The sequence below is a fragment of the Pantoea sp. A4 genome (assembly GCF_000295955.2).
Classification (GTDB): domain Bacteria; phylum Pseudomonadota; class Gammaproteobacteria; order Enterobacterales; family Enterobacteriaceae; genus Pantoea; species Pantoea multigeneris.
Genome location: NZ_ALXE01000019.1, coordinates 1 through 13,891 on the forward strand (window position 1 = coordinate 1; position 13,891 = coordinate 13,891).

Genomic DNA, 13,891 nt, shown 5'->3' on the forward strand with positions numbered 1-13,891 from the left:
GTAGCTCAGAAAGCTCAGGCTGCTAAAAAACACCACAAAGCGAAAAAAGCTGTAGCTCAGAAAGCGCAGGCTGCTAAAAAGCACCACAAAAAAGCAGCTAAAAAATAAGGTCGACTTACCGTCCTTAGCGTTAATGTTAAAACACCCGGTTCTGCCGGGTGTTTGCTTACTGGAGTGACCTAAATGGTGCGTCGCTATCGCTTCGAAATTATTCTGATTGTGATGATCCTTTGTGGCATTATTGCAGCGTGCTTTTTTCTCTAGTCGTTGTGTAGCGTGCTGATTTCCCATGTCAAACTCCCTTTTTTACCGCACACCGACTATAGTTATCGCTCAAGCATAATGGCAATAACCTCTTCCCTTTCTCACCATTGAGAGCACTATGCGTCTGGCTATTCTGTTACTTTTAGGTCTGTTCAGTCTTTCTACTGTGGTACACGCCGACGACGATGACGATTCACCGACGCCCGCGGAGATTAAAGCGCTGTTCTTTGGTCAGGATCATCGCAAAGCGATTACCGATGTCAGTGCTGCACCCTGGGATGCCATTGGCCAGTTGGAAACGGAAAGCGGCAACCTGTGTACCGCAACACTGATCTCTGAACACATTGCGCTCACCGCTGGGCACTGCCTGCTGGCACCTCCCGGCAAATTTGACCCGCCGGTCGCACTGCGCTTCATGTCTGGCCCGAAAGGCTGGCGTTATGAACTGCATGATATCGATGCCCGGGTAGAACCAAGTCTCGCGCGCAGGCTAAAAGCCGATGGTGAAGGTTGGATTGTGCCGCCAGGTGCTGCACCTTACGACTACGGCATTGTCATCTTACGTAACCCACCTTCGGCGATAACGCCGATCCCGCTATATGCCGGTACACGTGATGACTTAACAGCCGATCTTAAGGCAGCAAAACGGTTGATCACCCAGGCGGGCTATCCGGCAGACCATCTGGATAACCTTTACGCACACACCGACTGCCTGATCACCGGCTGGGCACAAAATGCCGTATTGTCACATCAGTGTGACACCCTACCCGGGGACAGCGGATCACCTCTGCTGTTAAACAACGACAAAGGGTGGCAACTGATCGCCGTGCAAAGCTCAGCCCCGGCGGCTAAAGATCGTTATCGCGCCGACAACCGCGCCATCGCGGTGACCTCATTCCATGACAATCTGGAAGCGCTGGCACAAAAATAGTGCTGATACATGGGCTGTTATCACGACAACAGCCCATCGCCTACTTTTTACTGACCGGTTTCAACCCCTTATACAGATCCTGAATACGCCGCATCGACTTCACGGTACGCTGGGCGACCGCCGAAGCCATTGAAAGAATCAACATTTCCAGACACACCAGCACCGAACCATGCAGCGGCATCATGCCATTCTCCTCGCCACGCGGGACGTTAATCACCACATCCGCCTCTTTGACAAACCAGGAGTCTGACGCGTGCGTGAGTAAAATAATCGGAATGTTCAGCCGCTTCGCTTCACGCACAGTGGTCACGCCTTCGCGATGCGCTGACTTTTGCGCCATGATAATCAACACATCACCCCGTTGTAGCGCAAGCAGCTGCTCGGCCAAACCAATGCCGGTGCGGTTCAACGCCACCCCCGGCACGCCAATCCGGCTAAACTGGCGCGCACTGTAATCCGCCAGAATGCCCGAAGCACTGATGCCAAACACCGCCACCTGGCGCGCTTCAATCAACAATGCCGTTGCTTTGGCCACCGCCAGTCGATTCTGCGGCTGGGCAAGATTTTCACAGGCGCGTTTATGCCCTTCGAGCACAAAATCGATCGAGGCATCAACATCACAGCTCATCCCTGTTAGCGTGGTGTTCATCTTCTCTTCCGAGCTCAATGCCGGGCCAAACCACTTCTCCAGCGTTTGCTTGAGATCGCGCAACCCGGCAAAGCCCAGCGCCTGCACGGTACGCACCACCGTTGCATCGGAAGTGCCGGTCGCCGCAGCTATCTCGAGCGCGGTGGATTCCAGCACGGCTTCACGCTGCTCATGTAAATAGCGGGCTACACTCTGTAACCTCGGTGAGAGCTGATGCGCCCGCGCGCGATAACGATCACCCAGAATATCGGTGCGATTCTTCTGCTGCTGCCGTGAAATCATGGTTTAGTTTCCGTTGGCTGTGGCTGGACACTGAGGTGTGACTGCACCACAGCGGCCATCAGTCCCAATGCCGCATAGGTGTTGGAAATCGCCTCCTCGCGCGTCACCAGGATGTAATGGCCACGCATACAGGCATGCAGGAAATCACACCAGCCGGGTAACACCGCATCCATCGCTGCGATTTCATCCTGCGGCTTCCCACCGTTATCGCCACGCCAGGTATCAAAGATAAAATCGGCATCCAGCTCGGGTAACCGTTCAGCGCCGACATCCATTCGTCCATCGGGTGGAATATTTTCAATCAGCGGCGGGAAGCGAAACCCGGCATCACGCAGTACCTGGCCCAGCGCATGGTAACTGTGCATCAGGTTGATTTTGCCATTATTCGCCTGCATCACCGCAACGGTGATATGGCGCGTATCCACCGCTTGTTGTAGCTGATGGATCTGTTCCTGATAGCGGGCTTGCAGCAGAGCCAGTCGCGCCTGGGTCCCGGTTAATGCGGCAAGCTTGCTATAAATACGCGCAGGACCCCCTTTCAGGTGATCAATGCTGACGGTGGGTGCGATCTTTTCCAGCTGTTCTACCGGTACGCTGCGGCCGGGCTCGGTAATAATCAGGTCGGGTTTTGCCGCAACGATTGCCTCAACGTCAATATCTGCCGTGCCTAAATAGGCAATGGAAGAGTTATCAAAATCTACCCCGGTTAACAGCTTGCTGGAACGAAGCGTGTGTGTGCCATCAGCCCGCGTTCGGCCATGGCTGGCAACCGGTAACACGCCCAGCTCAATCAAGGGGATAGTGATATCTAAATCGTGCAGAGAAACAATACGTTGCGGATGTACCGGCACGCTCACCGTACGCCCTAAATCATCGGTAAATGTCTGCATCGCCTCAGCATGAGCTGCACTGCTTAACAACGAAATGACTAACAGGAAAATACGCATACCGCCCTCAAAGCCTCAAAAATGGTCACGCCGCTGCCACAGCAGCAGCAAAAAGAAGGGTGCACCCACCAGGGCAATCACGATCCCGGCAGGTAACTGCAACGGAGCAAAGGCCAGTCGCCCAATACTGTCTGCCATCAGGACCAGGATAGCGCCGATACAGGCACTGCCAAGCCACTGCCCTAATAGTCCAGAACGTAAGACCAGACGTGTCATATGTGGGGCCATCAGCCCGACAAACCCGAGGCTCCCTACGCAGGAGACGGCGGTCGCACTCAGCATCACCGAGGCCACAAAACGCAGCAGAGAAAGCTGCCCCACCCGCACCCCAAGCCCACGCGCTGAGGTTTCCCCCAGCGCCACCACCTCTCCGGCCCGGTGCGTCCACAGCAGAATAACCACTGCCGGTAAACTCCACCCCAAGGCAATGGCTGCCAGCAGCCAACTGCTCCCGCTCAGGCTGCCCGCCATCCACAGCAACGCAGTCTGCACGGTGCGGATATTGGCCGTAGAGATAAAGACACCCAGCCCAGCGGCCAACAGCCAGCTAAACCCAATACCAGTGAGCAGAAAACGCGGGCGCGCAGGGTCTCGTGCAATCAACAACACGCTGAAAGCCACCAGCAATCCCCCCAACGTCCCTACCACTGGACGCCACAGCAGGCTCATTGACGGATACATCAGCATCACTATCAGTACCACCACCGTGGCACCCTCTTTGACCCCGATCAGGCCAGGATCGGCCAGCCCGTTACGGGTATTAGCCTGCATTGCAGCCCCCGCCATGCCGAGCAATGCACCGCACAGCAGTGCCAGCGCAATCCGGGGCAGGCGAATATCCCACAGCACATAATGCTGCGAAGTCGAGAGATGTTCCGGCTGAAAAAGTGCGGTAATCAACGTGGCTTCTGGCATTGCGAGTGTGCCCTGCACCAACGATCCCACCGCGATCGCGCACGCCAGCAATACCATGCCAGTGAGGATCACAACTGCGCTAAGCCGCACGATCAACGCCAGTGGTCCTATCCGCCACACACGCAAACCAACAGCGGGTAACATTGAGCTCATGAACGCCCCCGGCTGGCAAGAAAGATAAACACCGGTGCGCCGATAAAAGCGGTCATCAAGCCCGTTGCCAGTTCCTGCGGTGCCAGCAAGGTACGGGCAACACAATCTGCCAGCAGCAAGATCAACGCCCCCAGCGAGGCGCACAGCGGCATGGCATAACGCATATCCTGTACCACCAGGCGCACCAGGTTTGGCACCACCAGACCAATAAACCCTATCGGTCCGGCAATGGAGACCGCAGCACCGCAAAGCAAGGCCACGGCAATCACGCCTGATAGTCTGACCCGAACCAGATTTAACCCCAGTCCCAGAGCCAGGCGGTCTCCCAGAGCCAGAACGTTAAGTGAAGGCGTTAATCCCAGCGCGATTAACAACCCACCACTCACTGGCCAAAGCGCCGCTTTGATCAGCGTCCAGTTAACACCGGCTAAATCACCCACCAACCAGGTTCGCACGGCGAGCAGCGTCTGTTCATTCAGCAGCAACGTGGCGGCGGTGAGCGCAGAAGCAAAGGCTGAGAGGGCGACGCCACACAGGGTCACCTTTAACGGGGTCAACCCGCCGCGTCCAGCAGAAGAGACGGCGACCACCAGACCAAACAGCAGCGCCCCACCGAGGCAAGCAACCAGCGGGCGTGGGAGGAATACGCCCGTTGTGCTGGTCAGCACTACCGCCAACGCAGCCCCTGCATTCAGGCCCAAAATGTGCGGTTCGCCGATGGGGTTACGAATGATGTTCTGCAACAGTAAGCCCGCCACACCCAGTGCAGCACCGGTCAACAGGGCAGCACACAGGCGAGGTAGGCGAATATCGACAAATATACGCTGGCTAAAGTTTCCGGCATCGTAATGCAGCACCAGCTGGAGTACCTGATGCAACGGCATCGCTCTGGCCCCCAATGACACATGCAACCATGCTGCCGCCAGTAAGCTCACCGCCAGCACCGCTTGCCACATCAGATAGCACGTTCCCGGATGACGAGTACTGGTTGATAGCAGCGACATCAGTGCTGCCCTTCCGTCGTGCGGAAAGGCAAAAATACCGCTTTACCACTCACTGGATTCACCAGCTTTTGCACCGGTGTATCAAATACATGGGTGATCAGTTCCGCGCTGCACTCCTCACCCTCATTCACCACGCCCTGGAGTTTACCCTGCTTGAGAAACACCAGCACATCACCGTAGTGCAGGGCAAAATTGAGATCGTGCAGCACCACGACCACCGTTCGCTGATGCTCACGCGTCAGGCGATGTAGCAGCTCCATGATCTCAACCTGATAGCGGATATCCAGAAAGGTGGTGGGTTCATCCAGCAGGATAATCGGCGTACACTGCGCCAGCGCCATGGCGATCCAACAGCGTTGTCGCTGGCCGCCAGAGAGTGTCGCTACCGGTTGGGTCGCCAGCGCCGTTAATCCCGTCAGCTCCAGCGCTTCCGCGACGATCTGTTCATCCTGTTCCGACCACTGTCGCAGCCATCCTTGCCAGGGAAAACGTCCGCGAGCCACCAGTTCAGTCACGGTTACCCCTTCCGGCAACAGCGGAGACTGCGGCAGAATACCTAACTGCCGGGCGATAGCTTTGGTTGGATGTTGATGGATAACTTTGCCATCCAGCGTGGCGCATCCCGCCATCGGCGGCTGCATCCGGGCAATGGTATTGAGCAGTGTCGATTTGCCACAGCCGTTAGCACCAATCAACACGGTCATTTTATGGGGGGTGATGTTCAGGCTGACGCCATCCACAATCAGCTGCTTTTCGTAGCCGGCACTCAGGTTATTCAGCGCCAGCTGCGGATGTTTTTCCGCACTGTTAACAGGCTGCACGATTTACTCCTCTACGGCAGACCCGCTACCGCTGTGCATGATGCACAGTAAATAAAAATACGTATCATTCGTTGTTCGTGATCTTGCGGGGGATGGCTGTAGTAGTCAAGTGAATCAGGGTTGCTGAAACCCGCGACAAAGCTGCATTTACCCGTCGCATTTAAATCGCAGAGAAAATAATTTAATTCATTAATAAATAAAAGATTATTCGATATTTTAATCTTGCCACTAGTCGATGATCAGATGGCAAAGAGTCTGTAGTGCTCAGCTAATTTTTAGATTTTACTACTACATACCTCATGCCAGAATAAGTCTCAATTGTACAGGCAGATCTACTTTCCGCGTTCGACGTTCGCCAGCCAGACGACTGATTGCCGATATCCGGCGAAGCCGGTCTGACACATCCTGACGAGTAATTCAGGGGAGGATGGTGGAGAAGTCATCGGGAGTTAAGCACCAGTGTAGAATTTTAATCTCTCCCCCTACGGCCTTGTATTGTGCCTCCCCTCACCCAAACTTCCCTGAGTCTTCAATACGTTATCCTGAAAAACACCACCAGACTTGACCTGTAATCCCCCATATTTTTTATGACATTAGCGTTTTGTTTAACAGTTGTTTAACCTTGTGATATAAAACTATCACTCAGGTTACAAACAAAACCCAAAAAACATAATTAATTAACCGAAGTAACCACTCTCAAGTGCCTTGTTTCTCAACCGGGGCGCTTTTTTTTGTGAGCTTTTTAAGACATCAGGATACGAAAACATGCTTCACCATGACGATCCTCCCGCCGGGCAGGTTCTTCTTTCACGCCGCAAAGTTTTACTCAGCGGTGCGATTATCCTTGCCAGTGGTTTAGTAACCTCCTCGCTGCCCGCTTTCGCACTACCGGGTACGCAACCCGCATTCAGCGCCTTTATGCAGATCTCGCGCTTACTGGTCAACCATCAGTTAGATGAGTCCATGGGACAGCGTATGTTGCCGATACTGGCGGCAGAAGAACCTCAGCTCACCGAACAGATCCAACAGTTGATTGCCATAGCGCAGACCCATCAGGCAAACGTGGTGGAAGACTTCTTCCCGGCAATTCCTGAAGGCGCACTGCAGGCGTTGGCCTACAAAATTATCTTTGGCTGGTACACCGGCAGTCTGCAACCTACGCGCACTGCCAAGACCTTTGCGTTTGAACAAGCTATGACGTGGCACACCACCTTAGACGCGATCACCATCCCGTCTTACGGTTTCAGTGGCCCAAATAACTGGCAGCGCAGCAACACACCGGTTCTTCCCGTACCGCAATTCTAACTCTCGCTAAAGAAGATAATTATGGCAACCTCTTCACAATCTCCTGTGGTGATTGTTGGCACCGGCGTGGTCGGTGTGGTCATTGCAGAACAACTGCTGGATGCCGGTATTCCGGTCCTGATGCTGGAAGCAGGTCCGCGCGTGCCGCGCGCTGAAATCGTCGAAAACTACCGTAATCTGCCGCTGGCAGCCAAAGGGAACCCGATTGAGTGTTACCCCTCGCGTGAGTGGGCACCGCATCCTGAACCCGCCGGTCCCGGTAAAGGCTATTTGCAGCTCAGCGGCCCAGACTCCTACGCACAAAGCTATGTGCGCTACGCCGGAGGATCAACCTGGCACTGGGCGGGCACCTGCTGGCGCTTAACGCCAGACGATATGCGTTTGAAGTCGCTGTATGGCGTGGGCCGCGACTGGGCCTTTGACTACGACACACTGGAACCTTTTTATGCCCGCGCCGAGCAGCATCTGGGTATCTGCGGCCCAAGCGATCCCGCGTTGCAGTGGCCTGCACGCCGCTCCACCGCCTATCCCATGCCCGCACTGCCCTTCGGGCCCGGTGAGGCACGTTTCACCGAAGTGGTGAAACAGCACCTGGGGCTGAACAATATTCCCACCGCGCAGGCCCGCAACAGCGGCATGCCTTATGACGACCGCCCAGCCTGCTGTGCCAACAATAACTGCGTACCCGTTTGCCCGGTCGCAGCGAAATATGATGCTTCAACCGCACTGGCACGACTGGAGGTCAAAGGGGCCACCATTCTCTGTAATGCGGTGGTCTGGCGCATTGAAACCAATGCGCAGAATCACATTGAAGCGGTGCACTATTACGACCAGAAACGTGAAACCCATCGCGTCAGTGGCAAGCTGTTTATCATTGCCTGTAACGGGCTGGAAACGCCGAAGCTGCTGTTAATGTCAGCGGATAGCCGTAACCCACAGGGCATTGCCAATAGCTCCGATCAGGTGGGTCGCAACATGATGGACCATCCGCAGATCACCATGACCGTGACGCTGGAAGATCCTTACTGGGCGGGCGTCGGTCCGGTGGTGAACAGCGGCATTATGGAAACCTCGCAGGGGGATTTCCGTTCCCGGCATGCGGGTGCCTATTTCCGCTTTAACAATTTCGCCCGCAATCGCTTTGTCACCTTCGCAGCGTTGAAAAAAGGGCTGGTGGGGAAAGCACTGGATGAAGAGATCCGCCGCATGACCGCCTGCACGGCGGATATCGTGTTGGCACATGAGATCCTGCCGGATGCCAACAACCGCCTGACCTTGTCAGACAAAAAAGACTGGCTCGGCCTGCCAAAACCCGCCATCCATTACGATGTGGGCGAGTATGTGCGCCGTTCTGCGCGCGAATACTCGCTGCCGCTGGCGCATAAAATTGCCGATGCCATGGGCGCCACTGAGAAGAAATTCTCCACCCAGTTTAACCAGAGCAAGCACATCATGGGCGGTTTGGTGATGGGGCATGATGCGGGGAATTCGGTGGTTGACGTTGAGTGTCGTTCTCACGATCACCCTAACCTGTTCCTGCCCGGTGGCGGCAACATGGCCAGCACCGCCTGCGGTAACAGCACCCTGACCATGACCGCGCTGGCGTTCAAGGCCGCTGACGCCATCGTGCAACAAGCGAAGGGGGTGTGAAGATGAATTTCCGTCTGAGCCTGTTTGCCGCCCTGCTGTTTACTGCTGCCGCGAGTGCCGCCCCTGATGCCCCATCCCTGATTAAACAGGGTGAGTATCTGGCCGTGGCGGCGGACTGTACGGCCTGCCATACAACATCAGAACAGCAGCCGTTTGCCGGAGGCAAAGCCATTGCCTCGCCGGTGGGTGAGATCATTGCCACCAATATTACCCCTTCGAAGCGCGACGGGATTGGCAACTACAGTGAGCAGCAGTTCGCGGATGCCCTGCGAAAAGGGGTGCGGGCCGATGGCGCGCAGCTCTACCCGGCGATGCCCTACACGGCCTACGCCACCTTTACCGACAGCGATATCCATGCGCTCTACGCCTACTTCATGCAGGGCGTGATGCCCGTGGATCGTGCCAGTCCGGAGACCCATCTGCCGTTCCCGCTGAGCATCCGCTTCTCGATGCGCTTCTGGAATATGCTGTTCCTGAACCCGCCAGGCTATCAGCCAGACAGCAGCCGATCCGCCAGTTGGAACCGTGGGCGCTATCTGGTCGAGGGCGCAGCCCACTGTAGCACCTGCCATACGCCCCGTGGTTTCCTGATGCAAGAGCAGCAGGCAGATGCGTTTACCGGTGCCGTAGTCGGCTCATGGTATGCGCCGAACGTTACCGGCAATCCTGTCACTGGGATCGGCAGTTGGTCACAGCAGGATTTAGCCACCTATTTGCGTACTGGTCATCTGGCCGGTAAAGCCCAGGCGGCAGGCAGTATGGCCGAAGCCATCAGCCACAGTTTCCAGCATTTGACGGATGACGATATTAACGCCATGGCGGAGTACATCCTCAGCGTGCCGGATCGTCACGCGCCAGCAACCGGCACTTCTCGTTTCGGTCAGGGCCAGCCATACCAGAACTTGTCGGCTTTCCGTGGCGAGGCGTTCACAACTCCCGTCGCGGACGAAGGTGCACGCCTCTACTCCGCTAACTGTGCCTCATGCCACGGCAGCAGCGGCCAGGGTAGCAAAGACGGCTACTATCCGAGCCTGTTTAATAACAGCGCCACGGCACTGGCACATCCGCAAAATACCATCGCAACTATACTGTTTGGTGTGGAGCGCAACACAGCGGCAGGTAAGGTCTTTATGCCGCCATTTGGCACCCAACCCAACGCGATTAACTCACTCAATGACCAGCAGGTAGCAACCTTGTCCAACTGGTTATTACAGCACTACGGCAACAACACAGCAGCGGTAACACCGGAACAGGTGGCTGAAGTGCGCCGTGGTGGCCCGGTATCACCGCTGGTGATGCTGGCTCAAGTGGGTGTTGCTGGCGGCGTCGTGCTGCTACTGGTCGTGCTGGGTGTGGTGCTGTATCGCCGTCGTACCCGGTAAGTATTCCCCTCTGTCGCCCGCCGGTGGGCGACAGGTTGCGTAAAAAGAGAAAATCATGAAGCACTATTCACGCCGACGCGTTTTACAGGTGGCTGGGCTGGTGGCACTGAGCAATGCCGCAGGCCAACTGTTATCTGTACCGCGCGTTTTTGCCGCGCAGCTTACCCCAGCAGCCCCATCGCTGGCGGTGTTTTTGCGCGTGTCACAACAGCTGACGCAGCAGAGTCAGCTTAACCCGACGGTGGCTCAGGCGCTGGTACAGGCACTGAACCTGACGCAAAAGGATTTCCCGGCAGGGTTGGCACAGCTGGATGCACTGTTATCCAGCCAGCCTGCCCTCTTACAGCAGGATAAGCTGGTCTTGCCCGAACAAAATGCCGCCAGTGAAAAACTGGCTAAAAGCATTCTCGGGGGTTGGTACAACGGGGTCGTCGGCAAAGGCAACAATGCCCTCTACGTCACCTATATCAATACGCTGGCGAATCAGGCGGTGAAGGACAAAGTCGTTCCGCCCGGTTTCTCTTATGGCCCTTGTGGCAGTTGGGCGCAACAGCCCTGATTTTTTATTGAGCAATGTCATTTATGAACAATACACTCTCTGCCGATGTGGTAGTCATTGGCGCGGGCGTTAACGGCTCGCTGCTGGCCACCCGACTGGCGAAAGCAGGCAAATCAGTACTGCTGCTCGAATCTGGCCCGAAGATTGGCCGCGACGAGCTGGTAGAACGCTTTCGTTCGTCGGCGTTTAAATCCGACTTTATGTCCCCCTATCCCTATTCGCCAAAAGCCCCGCAGCCGCGCTATACCCCAGAGCCGAACGGCTATCTGGAGCAGACCGGCCCGCACGCGTTTGCGGCGCAGTATATTCGTATTTTTGGCGGCACCAGTTGGCACTGGGCAGCGCAGCTGTGGCGCTTCGTGCCGAATGATTTCCGTCAGCACAGCCAGTATGGCGTCGGTAAAGACTGGCCGATTGGCTATGACGATATCGAACCGTATTACTATGAAGCGGAAGTGATTGCGGGCGTAGGTGGCTCACCCAACAACGGTTCACCACGCAGCAAGCCCTACCCGATGGAACGCGTTCCGGCTTCCTGGCTGCAACAGCGTGTCACCGCGCGTCTGGCACCGGACTTTAACGTGCTGGATGACAGCACCGGACGTAACAGCCACAGCTATGATGGCCGCCCGGCCTGCTGCGGCAACAACAACTGCATGCCACTGTGCCCGATTGACGCGCAGTATCACGGCGGTCTGGCGGCACAGCAGGCTGAAGACAGTGGCGTAAAAGTGATCACCGAAGCGGTGGTGTACCAGTTGGAGCATGACAGCCAGGGGCGCATCGTTGCGGCAAGCTACTATGACTGGAACAAAACCTCGCACCGGGTGACGGCAGAGACGTTTGTACTGGCTGCCAACGCCATTGAAACGCCAAAACTGCTGTTGATGTCCACCAGCGATAAATTCCCGCAGGGTATCGCCAATTCACACGACAACGTGGGACGTAACCTGTGCGATCACCCGGCGATCGGCATTACTTTTGACGTCGATGAAGAGATTTGGCCCGGTCGTGGCCCTGTCAGCCCTTGCTCCATTGGCCAGTTCCGCGACGGTGAATTCCGTAGCGAACATGCACCGTTCCGTATCGATATCTCAAATGCTTCACAGGTTGCCGCCGTGACGAAAGAGCTACTGGCTGAAGGCTATTTTGGTCAGAAGCTGGAAGATCAGATCCGCTTCCGTGCCGCCCGTCGTTTGAGTATTAAAAATGCGCTGGAGCAGTTGCCCGATCCGAATAATCGCGTGACGTTAAGCGCGAAGAAAGACGAACTTGGCCTGCCAACCCCATCGCTGTACTGGAACGTGGATGACTACGTGTTGAAAGGCACCGAGAAAACGCGGGAAGCCTATGATGCGATTGCGGCAAAACTGGGCGGCACCAATATCAAGCACAGTAAAACCGGCGCGTTCTCCAACCGTCAGCACATTACCGGCACCCTCTCCATGGGACTCGACCCGGCCACCAGCGTGACCGATGCCTGGGGGCGCGCCCATGACCATGAAAACCTGTTTATGGTCGGCACCGGCGTGATGCCAACCGTAGGAACCTGTAACGTGACCCTGACCGCCATGGCGCTGGCACTGCGCACCGCTGATAAGATTTTGCAGGAGACGCAACATGGTTAATCGTTTGAAACCTCTGTTGACCTGCACCACATTGGCGCTGATGTTGGCCGCTGCCCTGCCTGCCCAAGCAGACGACCAGGCGGCGCAGATCAAGCGTGGTGAGTATCTGGCGATTGCCGGAGACTGCGGAGCCTGTCACAGCGACGAGGGCAAAGCGGCCTTTAGCGGCGGACATGCCATCACCAGCCCGATCGGCACCATTTACAGTACCAATATCACGCCGTCAAAAGTGGCCGGTATCGGCAATTACAGCGAGGCGCAATTCGCTGCCGCCCTGCGAGAAGGTAAACGTGGCGATGGTGCGCAGCTCTATCCTGCGATGCCCTACACCGCTTACGCGAAGTTAAGCGATGCCGATGTGGCGGATCTCTACGCGTACTTTATGCACGGCGTAAAAGCGGTAGATACCAGGCCGCAAGCGACGGAGCTGCCGTTCCCGTTCAACCTGCGGTTTAGCATGGCGGCCTGGAACCTGCTGTTCTTAGATAATCAGCCGTTCACCCCGGATACCAACAAGTCTGCTGAGTGGAATCGTGGGGCGTATCTGGTTGAAGGTCTGACCCATTGTAGTACCTGCCATACGCCGCGTAACTTCCTGATGGCAGAGCAGGCTGACAAAAATCTCCAGGGAGCTTCACTCGGCACCTGGTTTGCGCCGGATATTACCGCTGCAACGCTGCAACAGAACCAACGCTGGACGCAGCAGTCGCTGGCTGAATACCTTGCCACTGGACACGCAGATAATGGCGCGACCGCAGGCGGCCCGATGCTGGAAGCGATTGATAAGAGCTTCTCGCGCATGACGGAGGAAGATCGTGCAGCCATCGCCAGCTATCTGTTGCCGGAAGCACAAGTGGCTTCAGCTTCGGCTTCGGCTTCGGCTTCGGCTTCGGCTTCGGCTTCGGCTTCGGCTTCGGCAAACAAGCTAACGCCCGTCAGCGGGGATGATACCCCAGCGGCCTTTAATGGGATGAGCAGCGGTGAGAAGTTGTATAACAGCAACTGCGCCGCCTGCCATAACCTGCAAGGCAGCGGGTTGAACGGTTTACCACCGCTGAAAGGTCATCCGGTACTGGAGAAACCCACCGCCGACAACGTCGCGATGGCGATTTTGCAGGGCGTATGGCCAGAGAAAGGCCAGGGCATGATCGGCTTTGCTGGATCGCTGGACGATAGCCAAATCGCGGACATCACTAACTATGTGATGAAAGATATTGGCCACAGTCAGGTGCAGATTACCGCCGATCGAGTGAAAACCCTGCGCAACGGTGGAGCAGCTTCCCCGCTGCTGCTGTTAGCACGTGGCGGTATGGCCGCGGGCGCAGTGGTGGTGCTTATCGCGCTGTTCTGGTGGTGGCGTCGCCGCCGTCACTAATCACAATGGGGTTGTCGCGTCTGCGG

Annotated in this window: 12 protein-coding genes; 7 read left to right on the forward strand and 5 right to left on the reverse strand. The window is 56.3% G+C overall.

The window, feature by feature from the left end:
* The first annotated feature begins 382 nt into the window (after nucleotides 1-382).
* A complete protein-coding gene (locus tag B880_RS0104515; RefSeq protein WP_017346186.1) occupies nucleotides 383-1,195 on the forward strand; it encodes a trypsin-like serine peptidase in 813 nt (270 codons plus the stop codon).
* Between the two features lie 40 nt (nucleotides 1,196-1,235).
* On the opposite strand, the gene B880_RS0104520 is transcribed toward B880_RS0104515, so the two are convergent.
* The 5 genes from B880_RS0104520 to B880_RS0104540 are packed head-to-tail and all read right to left on the reverse strand — an operon-like array spanning nucleotide 1,236 to nucleotide 5,966.
* Nucleotides 1,236-2,126, reverse strand: a complete 891-nt coding sequence (locus tag B880_RS0104520; protein ID WP_017346187.1) for a MurR/RpiR family transcriptional regulator — start codon at nucleotides 2,124-2,126, stop codon at nucleotides 1,236-1,238.
* Nucleotides 2,123-3,073 carry an ABC transporter substrate-binding protein gene (locus B880_RS0104525; protein WP_017346188.1) on the reverse strand — a complete coding sequence of 317 codons (951 nt, stop codon included), beginning with the start codon at nucleotides 3,071-3,073 and terminating at the stop codon, nucleotides 2,123-2,125. Before B880_RS0104525 ends, B880_RS0104520 begins: the two co-directional genes overlap by 4 nt.
* Before the next feature lie 15 nt (nucleotides 3,074-3,088).
* The gene (locus B880_RS0104530; RefSeq protein WP_017346189.1) at nucleotides 3,089-4,141 is read right to left on the reverse strand and encodes a FecCD family ABC transporter permease; all 1,053 of its coding nucleotides are present in this window, start codon (nucleotides 4,139-4,141) and stop codon (nucleotides 3,089-3,091) included.
* Nucleotides 4,138-5,145 (reverse strand): iron chelate uptake ABC transporter family permease subunit, encoded by a 1,008-nt coding sequence (locus tag B880_RS0104535; RefSeq protein ID WP_017346190.1) that lies wholly within the window; start codon nucleotides 5,143-5,145, stop codon nucleotides 4,138-4,140. The genes B880_RS0104530 and B880_RS0104535 overlap by 4 nt, the downstream gene beginning before the upstream one ends.
* Nucleotides 5,145-5,966, reverse strand: coding sequence for an ABC transporter ATP-binding protein (locus tag B880_RS0104540; RefSeq protein WP_017346191.1), 822 nt, complete (start codon nucleotides 5,964-5,966; stop codon nucleotides 5,145-5,147). The genes B880_RS0104535 and B880_RS0104540 overlap by 1 nt, the downstream gene beginning before the upstream one ends.
* Nucleotides 5,967-6,731: 765 nt before the next feature.
* Here B880_RS0104540 and B880_RS0104545 point away from each other — a divergent pair.
* The 6 genes from B880_RS0104545 to B880_RS27230 are packed head-to-tail and all read left to right on the forward strand — an operon-like array spanning nucleotide 6,732 to nucleotide 13,865.
* Nucleotides 6,732-7,271, forward strand: a complete 540-nt coding sequence (locus B880_RS0104545; protein WP_017346192.1) for a sugar dehydrogenase complex small subunit — start codon at nucleotides 6,732-6,734, stop codon at nucleotides 7,269-7,271.
* 21 nt (nucleotides 7,272-7,292) lie between these two features.
* Nucleotides 7,293-8,921, forward strand: coding sequence for a GMC family oxidoreductase (locus B880_RS0104550; RefSeq protein ID WP_017346193.1), 1,629 nt, complete (start codon nucleotides 7,293-7,295; stop codon nucleotides 8,919-8,921).
* 2 nt (nucleotides 8,922-8,923) lie between these two features.
* Complete coding sequence (locus tag B880_RS0104555) at nucleotides 8,924-10,303, forward strand: cytochrome c (RefSeq protein WP_017346194.1); 1,380 nt, start codon at nucleotides 8,924-8,926, stop codon at nucleotides 10,301-10,303.
* A 55-nt stretch (nucleotides 10,304-10,358) separates the two neighbouring features.
* Entirely contained in the window at nucleotides 10,359-10,862 is a 504-nt protein-coding gene (locus B880_RS0104560; protein WP_017346195.1) for a sugar dehydrogenase complex small subunit, read from the forward strand.
* A 23-nt stretch (nucleotides 10,863-10,885) separates the two neighbouring features.
* On the forward strand, nucleotides 10,886-12,490 hold the full coding sequence (locus tag B880_RS0104565) for a GMC family oxidoreductase (RefSeq protein ID WP_017346196.1): 1,605 nt from the start codon (nucleotides 10,886-10,888) through the stop codon (nucleotides 12,488-12,490).
* On the forward strand, nucleotides 12,483-13,865 hold the full coding sequence (locus B880_RS27230; RefSeq protein WP_017346197.1) for a cytochrome c: 1,383 nt from the start codon (nucleotides 12,483-12,485) through the stop codon (nucleotides 13,863-13,865). The genes B880_RS0104565 and B880_RS27230 overlap by 8 nt, the downstream gene beginning before the upstream one ends.
* Nucleotides 13,866-13,891: the final 26 nt, after the last annotated feature.

Excerpts from the sequence above, each read along its gene's own strand:
- B880_RS0104550 (WP_017346193.1), top strand. The coding sequence starts at position 7,293 with ATGGCAACCTCTTCACAATCTCCTGTGGTGATTGTTGGCACCGGCGTG.
- B880_RS0104565 (WP_017346196.1), top strand. The coding sequence starts at position 10,886 with ATGAACAATACACTCTCTGCCGATGTGGTAGTCATTGGCGCGGGCGTT.
- B880_RS0104545 (WP_017346192.1), top strand. The coding sequence starts at position 6,732 with ATGCTTCACCATGACGATCCTCCCGCCGGGCAGGTTCTTCTTTCACGC.
- B880_RS0104520 (WP_017346187.1), bottom strand. The coding sequence starts at position 2,126 with ATGATTTCACGGCAGCAGCAGAAGAATCGCACCGATATTCTGGGTGAT.
- B880_RS0104525 (WP_017346188.1), bottom strand. The coding sequence starts at position 3,073 with ATGCGTATTTTCCTGTTAGTCATTTCGTTGTTAAGCAGTGCAGCTCAT.
- B880_RS0104560 (WP_017346195.1), top strand. The coding sequence starts at position 10,359 with ATGAAGCACTATTCACGCCGACGCGTTTTACAGGTGGCTGGGCTGGTG.
- B880_RS0104535 (WP_017346190.1), bottom strand. The coding sequence starts at position 5,145 with ATGTCGCTGCTATCAACCAGTACTCGTCATCCGGGAACGTGCTATCTG.
- B880_RS27230 (WP_017346197.1), top strand. The coding sequence starts at position 12,483 with ATGGTTAATCGTTTGAAACCTCTGTTGACCTGCACCACATTGGCGCTG.
- B880_RS0104515 (WP_017346186.1), top strand. The coding sequence starts at position 383 with ATGCGTCTGGCTATTCTGTTACTTTTAGGTCTGTTCAGTCTTTCTACT.
- B880_RS0104555 (WP_017346194.1), top strand. The coding sequence starts at position 8,924 with ATGAATTTCCGTCTGAGCCTGTTTGCCGCCCTGCTGTTTACTGCTGCC.
- B880_RS0104530 (WP_017346189.1), bottom strand. The coding sequence starts at position 4,141 with ATGAGCTCAATGTTACCCGCTGTTGGTTTGCGTGTGTGGCGGATAGGA.